This is a genomic window from Armatimonas sp., assembly GCF_964826245.1.
The window spans coordinates 1-10,007 of sequence record NZ_CBAYMC010000166.1 but is presented as its reverse complement, the minus strand read 5'-3'; the positions used below and the strand labels follow the sequence as shown (position 1 = coordinate 10,007).

Annotated in this window: 10 protein-coding genes and 2 pseudogenes; 2 read left to right on the top strand and 10 right to left on the bottom strand. The window is 59.6% G+C overall.

Annotated elements, in window-relative coordinates; translation table 11 throughout:
• The 5 genes and pseudogenes from AC1XOS_RS15270 to ileS all read right to left on the bottom strand — a co-directional run.
• Nucleotides 1-334: pseudogene (locus AC1XOS_RS15270) on the bottom strand (hypothetical protein); the annotation flags it as partial.
• Nucleotides 335-500: 166 nt separating this feature from the next.
• On the bottom strand, nt 501-1,421 hold the full coding sequence (locus AC1XOS_RS15265; RefSeq protein ID WP_481963085.1) for an RluA family pseudouridine synthase: 921 nt from the start codon (nt 1,419-1,421) through the stop codon (nt 501-503).
• A 46-nt stretch (nt 1,422-1,467) separates the two neighbouring features.
• Nucleotides 1,468-2,226 carry a prolipoprotein diacylglyceryl transferase gene (lgt, locus tag AC1XOS_RS15260; RefSeq protein ID WP_481963084.1) on the bottom strand — a complete coding sequence of 253 codons (759 nt, stop codon included), beginning with the start codon at nt 2,224-2,226 and terminating at the stop codon, nt 1,468-1,470.
• Nucleotides 2,227-2,739: a signal peptidase II gene (gene lspA, locus AC1XOS_RS15255; RefSeq protein ID WP_481963083.1), complete on the bottom strand. Its 513-nt coding sequence runs from the start codon at nt 2,737-2,739 to the stop codon at nt 2,227-2,229.
• A gap of 9 nt (nt 2,740-2,748) precedes the next feature.
• Nucleotides 2,749-5,565, bottom strand: a complete 2,817-nt coding sequence (gene ileS / locus AC1XOS_RS15250) for an isoleucine--tRNA ligase (RefSeq protein WP_481963082.1) — start codon at nt 5,563-5,565, stop codon at nt 2,749-2,751.
• Nucleotides 5,566-5,872: 307 nt separating this feature from the next.
• Here ileS and AC1XOS_RS15245 point away from each other — a divergent pair, with 307 nt between their 5' ends.
• Both AC1XOS_RS15245 and AC1XOS_RS15240 read left to right on the top strand, forming a co-directional pair.
• Nucleotides 5,873-6,463, top strand: a complete 591-nt coding sequence (locus AC1XOS_RS15245) for a homing endonuclease associated repeat-containing protein (RefSeq protein WP_481963081.1) — start codon at nt 5,873-5,875, stop codon at nt 6,461-6,463.
• Nucleotides 6,464-6,994, top strand: coding sequence for a phosphatase PAP2 family protein (locus AC1XOS_RS15240; protein ID WP_481963080.1), 531 nt, complete (start codon nt 6,464-6,466; stop codon nt 6,992-6,994).
• Here the strand turns inward: AC1XOS_RS15240 and AC1XOS_RS15235 are convergent.
• From AC1XOS_RS15235 to AC1XOS_RS15215, 5 genes and pseudogenes are all read right to left on the bottom strand, one after another.
• Nucleotides 6,972-7,265, bottom strand: a pseudogene (locus tag AC1XOS_RS15235) (TlpA family protein disulfide reductase); the annotation flags it as partial. The gene AC1XOS_RS15240 and the pseudogene AC1XOS_RS15235 sit on opposite strands and share 23 nt — an antisense overlap.
• Before the next feature lie 12 nt (nt 7,266-7,277).
• On the bottom strand, nt 7,278-7,973 hold the full coding sequence (locus AC1XOS_RS15230) for a peroxiredoxin family protein (RefSeq protein ID WP_481963079.1): 696 nt from the start codon (nt 7,971-7,973) through the stop codon (nt 7,278-7,280).
• Nucleotides 7,974-7,984: 11 nt separating this feature from the next.
• Nucleotides 7,985-8,803 (bottom strand): hypothetical protein, encoded by an 819-nt coding sequence (locus AC1XOS_RS15225; RefSeq protein ID WP_481963078.1) that lies wholly within the window; start codon nt 8,801-8,803, stop codon nt 7,985-7,987.
• A 10-nt stretch (nt 8,804-8,813) separates the two neighbouring features.
• Nucleotides 8,814-9,776: an aldo/keto reductase gene (locus AC1XOS_RS15220; protein WP_481963077.1), complete on the bottom strand. Its 963-nt coding sequence runs from the start codon at nt 9,774-9,776 to the stop codon at nt 8,814-8,816.
• Between the two features lie 12 nt (nt 9,777-9,788).
• Nucleotides 9,789-10,007 (bottom strand): hypothetical protein (locus tag AC1XOS_RS15215; protein ID WP_481963076.1); only part of this gene is annotated, 219 nt, incomplete at its 5' end.

The window sequence follows — 10,007 nt, the reverse complement described above, 5'->3', positions numbered from 1 at the left end:
AGCTCTCCAGCGCGGCGATTTTCTCCGGGGCCAGAGCCGCATTTCCTTGCGGCATCCGGGGCTTTCCCCCCTCGCCTTTGACGCGTTTCACAATCTCTGCCGCCTGTGCCGCCGTGACGGGAGCATCCAGGCGCAGGTTTCCCAGCGTGTTTTCTTTGCTATGGCATCCCAAGCACGAGGCCACAAACGTCGGGCGAATGTGGGTCTCGAACTGCTGGATCATCTCAGGGCGGGGAGCTGGCTTGGGGGTCTTGGCTTTGTCCTGGGAGAGGGCAGGCAGAAGTGCTCCTGCGGCCAGCCCCAGCGCGGCAAGTGTTGCGGCAAGTCGTTGCATACGGGAATTATACCTCCCCTCGATAAGAACCACGCCGATTGGAACGGCGTGGCGGGAGAGCTAAAGCTGCGAAGGCCGTTCCGGCCATAAATCCGAATATTCAGTATGGCCGGAACGGCCTTTGTAGCCGAAGGCTCTCCAGTCCCGCCCCTCTAACGGGCGGGACTTAGTCGGGGTGGTTTCGGCGGTAGGTGGCGAGTATGCCGCGCATGTAACCGGGCAAGGGAGCCGTAAACGAGAGGGCTTCCCCGGTGCGTGGATGGATGAACTCAAGCTTGCAGGCATGGAGCGCCTGGCCCTTCGTCTCGATATCCAGCTTCCGCAGGCCACCGTAGACCGAGTCGCCGACCACAGGATAGCCTGCAAACTGGCAGTGGACACGAATCTGGTGCGTCCGACCCGTTCGCAGCCGACACTCGATCATGGTCATTGGGCCAAGGCGCTCCAGAACGTGCACTTCCGTGGCGGCATCGCGTCCCTCACCTGGCTCACTGACGGCCATTTTATGGCGATCCCCCGGGTGACGGTCTATCGGGGCCTCGATCACGGCATCGTCAAAGTGCGGGCTTCCCCAGAACAGGGCCACATAGGTGCGCTTGGCCGTGCGGCTCTGAATCTGCTCTTGTAGGTGCCGGTGCGCGACATCGTTCTTGGCCACCACGAGCAAGCCCGACGTGTCTTTGTCCAGCCGGTGCACGATCCCAGGCCGCTCCTCTCCCCCGATCCCGGAGAGCTTGCCCTTGCAGTGGGCGAGAAGCGCATGAACCAGTGTCCCCGTCCTGGCTCCCGGCGCAGGGTGCACCACCATGCCCTTTGCCTTGTTGATCACCAAAAAATCATCGTCTTCATAGACAACCGTGAGGGGAATGGCCTCCGCAACCAGCTCCGTCGGCTTCATGGGTGGCGGCGTGACCGCAATCGTGTCTCCTGCCTGCGTTTTGTAGGAAACCTTGACGGCTTTCCCATTCACCAGCACCGCCCCCTCATCAATCCAGCGCGCCGCCTGCGCACGGGAGACTTCGGGAAGGTGTGCAGCCAGAAAGGCGTCCAAACGCCCGCCCGCCTCGGTAACAACTAGCTCAATCATGCGAAACCGCCCCCTAACCCCCGCCGGGCGGGGGGACAAAAACAACTCAAACTTTATTCTTCTTTGCCAGCACACTGCCCAGTGCCAGCCCCACAACGACCACCAGAAGGCTCGCCCACTGCCCTGTGGAGAGGCCTGACTTCACAGATTCCACGCCAGACTGCTCCCGCCAAAACTCGACCACGAAGCGCACGATGCCATAGAGCACCAAGAACGCCGCAAAAACCTGACCGCGAAATACCCGTCGCTTGGTGATGAACATAAGAGTGGCATAGGTTAGCACCATCCCCAGCGCTTCGTAGAGCTGGGTAGGATGAACCCCGAGAACCTGCGTGTGCTCGTCTGGGTAGAAGTTCATTTTCCAGGCAACATCGCACTTGTGGCCGTAGCAGCAGCCATTGAGCAGGCAGCCAATGCGCCCAAAAAACCACCCGATCGCCAGCGACGGCGCAACGACATCGGCGGCATCCCAAAGATTCATCCCCTTCTTCTTACAGACGGCTAAACCAACCACAACCCCACCGAGCATCCCACCAAAGCTAGTCATCCCCCCGCTCATGAAGTTCAGAATCTGCGCAGGGTTCTTGAGATACTCGCCCATATTTTGGAGGACATACCCCAGCCGTCCCCCCAGCACGCCTCCAAAAAGCCCCGCCAGGGATGCGTCCCAGAGGTCATCGGGCTTGATGCCGTAGCGCGGTGCGAGCTTAGTGCCGTGTAGCGCGCCCATGAGAAAAGCAATCATGAGGAGCAGTCCCCACGAGCGCAAGGGGAACGAGCCAATGTGAAAGAGAACCGGGATCATCTAGGTTGTCTCCTCAGTAAGCTCAGTGCGCTCGGGCTTCGCAGGGGCATAGTCGGTCAGTAAGAAGCTCTTGATCGCCAGTAAGCAGATGCCAATTGTGATCGCCGTGTCTGCGACATTGAAAATCGCAAAGTTAATCGCCCGGAAGTCGAGAAAATCGGTCACCAGCCCGGAGCGTAGCCGATCAATTAAATTGCCCAGTGCGCCCCCAAGCGGCAACGCCAGCGCGATTCCATTAAACCGATCCAGCCCGCCGCTTGCCTTGCGCTCGGAAAATACAATCCCTGCCATGATCACCATCGAGGCAATCGTAATCAGCCAGGTCTTTCCCGCCAGCATCGAGAAGGCAATCCCATCGTTCTGGACATGAGTCAGGTGAAAAACCCCGGGCCAGAGCGGCACCGACGTGTGAACGGGAATCTTTGCGATAACAATGGCTTTTACCACCTGGTCGACGATAGCAATAGCGCCTGCCAGGAGATAGAACCCGGCAGGCGCGAGGCGTTTAGGCATAACGAAGTATTATACCGCTCCGTCAGCAGGGATCGTCCCGCGCCGAACCAGCTCGCGAACGACAGCGGCTTGTGCGGCGGAGATCTCGGGGTACTCCGGGTCAGAGCCGACATCTTCGCGCACGAACCAGGAGCGAGCGCACTTGGTTCCGGGAGCCGGCGAGACCGTGACGGAGAGTGCGTCCCCCACCGAGACTGTGAGCTTGGGCACGACCAGCGCTAAGGCGAGAAGCTCCTCAATGCTAGGGCCGATTGCCTCCGCGAGAGCGGGCGTTACTGTAATCGCGGCGTAGGCCTCCTCGGGCTTGGAGATCAGGCCATCCGTTGGCTCTTTTGCGGCACGTGCGGCAGCCAGCGCCTGACGAAACGGCTCCATCTGAAGATTGAAAGCATCGCGCACGGTGAGAAGTGCCACAAAACGAGCCCCCAATGCCGCGTTGCTCTCCCCTGCGACAGGCCAGTCGGCGAGATGCACGCTCTGGGCTTTGCCGTCCCACGCGGGCAGGAAGTCCCAGGTCTCTTCGGCGGTGTGCACGAGAACCGGTGCGAGCATGCGAACCAGAGCGGTCGCGACCTCGAACATGGCGGTCTGGGACGAGCGGCGCTTGGGGTCTTCAGGAAGCGACGTATACAGCCGGTCTTTGAGGACATCGAGGTAAAAGCCCGAGAGCTCCGTGTTGCAGAAGCCGATCAGCGCTTGGGTTGCTTTGTAGAACGCGTACTCGTCGTAGGCAGCCGTGACTTCGCTCACCACGCCTGAGAGCTTGGAGAGAATCCAGGCATCTAGTGGGTCTAGGTTTTCACTTGCGACTTTATCGGTGTTCGGGTTGAAGTCCGCCAGATTTCCGAGCAAGAAGCGCAGGGTGTTGCGCAGCTTTCGGTAGCTGTCGGCGAGCTGCTTTAAGATATTGTCCCCGAGCTTGGTGTCCTCGGTGTACTCGATGCTGCCCACCCAGAGGCGCAGAACATCGGAGCCGTAGCGCTCGACCACGCCCAGTGGGTCAACCGTGTTGCCCTTGGACTTCGACATTTTGTAGCCCAGCTCGTCCACCGTGAAGCCATTGGTGACGACCGCTTTGTACGGGGGCACGTCGCGGAGTGCGGAGGCGATCATGAGCGAGCTATTGAACCAGCCCCGGTGCTGGTCGCTTCCCTCTAGGTAGAGATCGGCGGGCCACGTCGTAGCATCAAGATCAGGCCAGACGCCAGAGGCGAGCACGGCAAAGCTGGTGCTTCCCGAGTCGAACCAGACATCCAGGACATCTTTTTCTTTCTCAAAGTCGGAAGCGGCGACGCCGTTATAAGAAAAGCCTTCGGGCAAGATTGCCTCGGGCGCGGTGTTGTACCAGCCCTCGACACCGTCTTTACGGATCACGGCAACAGCAGCATCGAACGCGACTTCGTCCATCACGGGCTCGCCGTTGGCATAGAACAGCGCGATCGGGACGCCCCAGTGACGCTGGCGTGAGACGGTCCAGTCGGGGCGTCCGGCGACGGCAGCGGTGATGCGGTTCTCCGCGGCAGGCGGGTACCAGGAAACCCCCTTGATGCCATCAAGGGCTTTCTGACGCAGCCCGTCGTGGTCTACCGAGACGAACCACTGAACTGTGGCGCGGAAGAGCAGCGGCTTGTACGGCGCACGCGGCGAGTGTGGGTAGGAGTGGGTGAAGCTGTAGCTCCCCAGCAGTGCCCCCACCTCGGCCAGGCGCTCTGGGATCGCTTTATTGGCTTCATCTGTGCTAAGGCCCACAAACGGCCCCGCCTCTTCCGTGTAGCGCCCCCGTCCATCCACCGGAGAGAGCACGGGCAGGCCGTACTTCATCCCCGTGATGTAGTCATCGGCGCCGTGACCCGGCGCGGTATGGACAATTCCCGTCCCCGTGTCGGTCGTGACGTAGCTCGCCAAGACGCCCACCGAGTCACGATCCAGCTCTGGCAGCGGGTGACGGAAGCGTGCCCCCTCAAAGCTTGCGCCCTTTCGGGTCTCCAGAACGGTGACGGCTCCCAGCTCGCAAGCCGCTGCCGTGGCTTCGAGCAGCTCGCCCAGGAGCACCAGCTTGCCCGCTTTCTCGGTCTCGACCACCGCGTAGTCAAAGTCCGGGTGAAACGCCAGCGCGACATTGGCGGGGATGGTCCAAGGCGTCGTGGTCCAGATCACCGCACGCATGCCGGGCTCGCTCACGCTCTCAAAGGCGACATAGATTGCCGGGCTCACATGGTCTTTGTACTCCGCCTCGGTGTTGGCCAGCGCGGTCTCGTTGGCACTGTCCCAGAGCACCGGCTTGAGGCCCCGGTAGACATAGCCCTTGCGCGCCATCGCCAAGAACGTCTCGACGATCTTCGCCTCGAATGCCGGAGCCATCGTCAGATAGGGGTTTTCCCAGTCGCCGCGGATTCCGAGGCGCTGGAACTGCGTTTTTTGCACCGCAACCCACTCGGCGGCGTAGGTGCGGCAGCGGGCACGGAGCGTGTCGGGCGTCCACGGCTCTTTCTTCTCGCGAAACTCTTTGACGACCTGCACTTCGATCGGCAAGCCATGGTTGTCCCAGCCCGGAACATAGGGCGAGCAAAAGCCCGACATGGTCTTGTAGCGCGTGACGATATCTTTGAGGGTTTTATTCAGCGCGTGACCGAGGTGCAAGTTGCCGTTGGAGTACGGCGGGCCATCGTGGAGAACAAACTTCCCCTTGGGCGCGGGCTTGTCGAGTGACTTCTGGTAGAGGTCCAGCTCCGCCCAGCGTGCCTGAAAGAGCGGCTCGCGGGTGGGTAGATCGGCGCGCATCGGGTAGTCCGTCTGCGGCAAGTTGAGTGTCTTAGAATAGTCCATAGTCTTTACGTTTGGGAAACGGTCACAGGGTCGGCGGCGAGACAAACAAAGCAGCGCCCCTGGAAGCAAAAATCACGCCGATTCGCCGAACCCAAGAGGCGAGCGACACTGCCCACCCCGAACCGTGTGATGCTCAGGAGCGCTGGATAATCTGGGCGATACCGCCACACCGAGAGAAAAAGTGCATACGTTGGAGCTTAGTATACCGCGTCTCAGGGCAGATGGGTTAGAAGAACCAGTGTAAGAGTGCGGAGTGCAAAAACGCGGGTGAGGAGGAATCCAGAATTGACCTGCCGAATAAGCCCCCGTGCCCCGTTGGACAAATGACACCATCCTTGGCGAGATTCTTCGTCGCTACGAAACGCAGCAAGATCTCTCCTACTCAGGCCTCGCTCGTGAGGATCTCCCTCTGCTCAGAGCCGCAGTACGCTACTTTGGTTCCTATCCCCTCGCCGTCGCTGCCGCAGGATTGGACTACGACGAGCTACGACGCTACCGAAGCTGGACCAACGAGCGAATCATCGAGTGCCTTCAGGAGCTAGCGACACAAAACGCGGATCTCTCGTGGCGGCATGTCTCCCTCAAGCTCGATCCCACGCTTGCCGCTGCCGCTGTCAAGCGCCACCACTTTGGCTCCTGGCGAGCCGCGCTCGAAGCTGCGGGCCTCGACTACGACACCATTCGCCGCTACCATGACTGGGATGAGAAAGAAGTCGTGCGCCGGATTCAGGAGCGACATGCAAAGGGCGAGCCCTTGTATGCCAAAGCGCTGGAGCGCCAAGACACCGCCCTGATCACGGCTGCACGACGCCGTTTTCCCGCCTGGCATAAGTCCCTGGAAGCCGCAGGGCTGGACTACACCGAGATCGTGCTCCGAAATCCCTCGGAGAAAAGATAGGTGAAGTCGCCACACCTCGTGGCGGGGCCCTTACTAGGCCTGGCAGCCATCATCGGGTTTGCCTTCGACCACAAAAATGCTTTGGGCGTTGAGTCACTCGCCAAAGTCATCGGAAGAGAGGGAAACACCACAGCGCTGGTCATCGTTTTGGGCTACTTACTGACTCAGGCATGGCGCAATAAAGACAAGGCACTGGCGCTCTGGGTCGTGGCCGTGATGCTAGGGGAGACCGTGCTCTTTGGGCTTATCAAAACCATTACCTGGCACGGCTTTCATGTGCTTGCCCGACCATCGGGCGGTGATGGTGGATTTCCGAGCGGGCACACGGCGGCCCATGTCTGCCTTGCCTATATCTTGACCGAGCGCTACCCAAAACTTGCCCCACTGTGGTGGTTCTGGGCAGCCCTCATGGCATGGTCGCGAGTCGAGTCAGGAGCCCACTTTGCCTACCAGACCCTCGCGGGAATACTGCTTGGCGGGCTGGTTTGCCTCACGCTGGGAACGAGGCTCAAGCCTCCGCCAGAAGCTTGACCACCGCTTTTTCGAGCTCGTCGTCGCGCAGATCCCGGTGGCGGATCTTGCCCTCTTTATCTAAAACATAGATCGTGGGCCAGCCACTGATATTCCAGGCCATCGCAATCGGACCACTGGTATTTCCATCAATCACATTGCGCCAGGTGATTTTCTCGCGCTCTAAGATTTTATTGACGACCGACCGGTCGCCATCGCTATTGATTCCAATAAGAGCAAAGGGCTTGTCAGCGAGTCGCTTGACCATCTCTTTCTCTGCCGGAAGCATCGCGCGGCAGGGCCCTCACCAGAATCCCCAGAAGTCTAAGATCACCACTTTTCCCCGGTACTCCGAGAGCTTGAAGGTCTTGCCTTCCTGATCTGAGCCGGTGATCTCGGGGGCGACCATGCCGACCTGCAAGTTCTCCGCCTCAAAAATGGCGCCTCTGGCGCGCTTGGCATAGTCCGTGGCAGGGTAGTTTGCGACCACTTGCCGGTAGAGCGGCACCGCGGCTTTGGCGTCGGTGTCCTTGGTCAGCTCCGCCGTCGCATAGAGCACGGCGGCCTGCACGGCAGCGTTCTTAGACTTCCCCAGTGCGGCGAGCTGCGCCTTGACTTTTGCCTCTTTACCCATGTAGGCCCGGTAGCGCAGCTGCATGGCCACTTGGGCCGCTTCGGGGAGCTCCCGGCTCTCACGAATAATATCGGCAACAAGCTGATCAACGAGCAATGGCTTCCGCCCCAACTCCACCACGTTTATTGCGGCAATGCGGGCGCGGACTTGAACACCGCCGGTGCTGGTATTGATGAGCTTCTGGTACTTGGGCCAAAACTCCGCAAACAGCTTCGCACTAATCGTCTCGTAGGCTTTTTGCTGCTCACTCTCTTTTAGCTTATCTAGGTCTTTAAAGAGCGTTGATTGCCGCTGGCGTAGCTCATTTTGGAGCTTCTCAAGCTCCGCTTGCGCCGCACTAGGCGGTGCCTTTTTTTGTTGCCTCATTGCTTTCATCTTTAGAAATTTCCTAGGTCTATCTTTTTCACTTTCTTCATGGTTCGGGTGGGCTTAAATTTAAAGCTGGTATTCGCCGGAAGAACCGGCAAGCTGCTCTTGATAACCTCAACGAACTTGATATTTAGCTTGTCTTGTTCTAGATCCATGGTGAGGCGCTCAGGGCGGTTTGCTGCATTGACATAGATAAGTAGAATCCCTTTTTCTTTGTCGGGCTTGAGCTCATAAACCCGATAAGGCTTACCCGCTACGATCTCGTTGCGCACTTTCAGGCTACCGTCGTCTTTGGCAACAGCCACTTCGAGCTCTGCTGCAAGCTCGGGAGTAGGCTCAGCGGCGGTCAGGAGCTTGAGCTGGGCGGGTTCGAGCTTGCCTAGCGCCGCCTTTGCGAGCCCGGAGAGCAGCCCACGAACGAGAAACTCATTGTCATCGTTGACTTTCTGGATCGCGTACGTCTTGGCACCCAGGTCCTGAACCCAAGTAGTCTTGCCATCGTGCGTTACTTTATAGCGCTTTGTGGCTCCGCTCACTGGCGGCTTCACCGTCGTCTCGCTGATAAAAGCACCGCTGAACTTGTGAATGAGATGGATCTGCGCCTGCACCACCACGGCAAGGCCTTCACCCTTCACGTCCATCGTGACCAGAGAGGAGATCTCGCCCTCACGCAGGTTCAGAAGCGCTTTGGAGAAGAGAAAAAAGTCCCGCGCGACCGCAGGCGTAGCTGCTTGTGTGGCGACTGTGGGAGCCGTCGGTGTCTCTTGAGCGGAGCGCGGTGCTCCGCTCAAGAGAGAGAGTGCGGTAAAAATAACGAGGGTTTGCATGCCCCGTATTTTACCAGGAATAACCCTCCGGCGACGGTTTGTGTCCGGGGAAGATCTCATCCAGCTTCGCCAGCGTCTCCGCGCTGAGTGCAATCTCCAGTGCCCGCAGGCTACCATCCAGCTGGGCCTGTGTGCGCGGTCCGATGATCGGAGCGGTGACGACTTTCTGGTGCAGGAGCCAGGCAATGGCAACATCCGCGGGAAACTCTCCCAGCTCCGCACAGAGGCCTTCCCACTTCTCCATCTTCGCTCGGCCTGCATCATCGAGCTTGATGCCAGACCGGCGTGAGCCCTCATCAATATCGCCCAGCACGCCGCCAAGAAGACCACCCGCAAGCGGCGACCAGGGAATTACCCCGAGGCCGTAGTCCTCGCAGGCGGGCAGTAAGTCTCGCTCCACAGTTCGGGCATTGAGGTTATAGAGGCTCTGCTCGCTAACCAGCCCGAGGAAGTTGCGCCGCTTGGCCGCTTCATTCGCCTTGGCGATATGCCAGCCCGCAAAGTTCGATGAGCCGATGTAGAGCACTTTCCCCTGCGCGACTAAAAGCTCCATCGCCTGCCAGATCTCGTCCCAGGGCGCGTCCCGCCAGACATGGTGCATCTGGTAGACATCGATGTAGTCGGTCTGGAGGCGGCGTAGCGAGTCCTCGCAGGCTTTTCGGATATGGAGCGCAGAGAGGCGGCTAGTATTGGGCCACTCGCCCATATCGCCATAGACCTTGGTCGCCAGCACGACTTTTTCGCGCCGTCCGCCACCTTGAGCAAAGTAGCGCCCGATGATCTGCTCGGTGATTCCTTCGCCTTTTTTGCCGCCGTAGACATTGGCGGTGTCCCAGAAGTTCACCCCCAGCTCCAGCGCACGATCCATGATCGCGTAGGAGTCTGGCTCGGTGGTGCGCGGGCCAAAGTTCATGGTGCCCAGACAGAGACGAGAGACCTTAAGGCCGGTTCGGCCCAAACTTGTGTAGTGCATTTGTTTTGTTTCCTAACCCGCATAGGGGCAGCGTAGGGCGCGTGCCTCGGTTTCATCCAGTGCGGCGAGCCGCTCCAGAAACGTCCCAAAGTGTCGCTTGGGCATCCAGCCCAGCGGGGATTCTTCGGCGTTGCTGCGGTGTGGGCGACGCGTGACATCGAGGCCGTATTTCTCGACCAGCGCACGCGAGCCAGGGAAGATCGCCTCACAAGTTGCGAGAGGGTCCGCTTC

What these genes read in the sequence shown, in the direction of transcription:
- AC1XOS_RS15265 (WP_481963085.1), bottom strand. Translation starts at nt 1,421, where the DNA reads ATGATTGAGCTAGTTGTTACCGAGGCGGGCGGGCGTTTGGACGCCTTT.
- lgt (WP_481963084.1), bottom strand. Translation starts at nt 2,226, where the DNA reads ATGATCCCGGTTCTCTTTCACATTGGCTCGTTCCCCTTGCGCTCGTGG.
- lspA (WP_481963083.1), bottom strand. Translation starts at nt 2,739, where the DNA reads ATGCCTAAACGCCTCGCGCCTGCCGGGTTCTATCTCCTGGCAGGCGCT.
- ileS (WP_481963082.1), bottom strand. Translation starts at nt 5,565, where the DNA reads ATGGACTATTCTAAGACACTCAACTTGCCGCAGACGGACTACCCGATG.
- AC1XOS_RS15230 (WP_481963079.1), bottom strand. Translation starts at nt 7,973, where the DNA reads ATGAGGCAACAAAAAAAGGCACCGCCTAGTGCGGCGCAAGCGGAGCTT.
- AC1XOS_RS15225 (WP_481963078.1), bottom strand. Translation starts at nt 8,803, where the DNA reads ATGCAAACCCTCGTTATTTTTACCGCACTCTCTCTCTTGAGCGGAGCA.
- AC1XOS_RS15220 (WP_481963077.1), bottom strand. Translation starts at nt 9,776, where the DNA reads ATGCACTACACAAGTTTGGGCCGAACCGGCCTTAAGGTCTCTCGTCTC.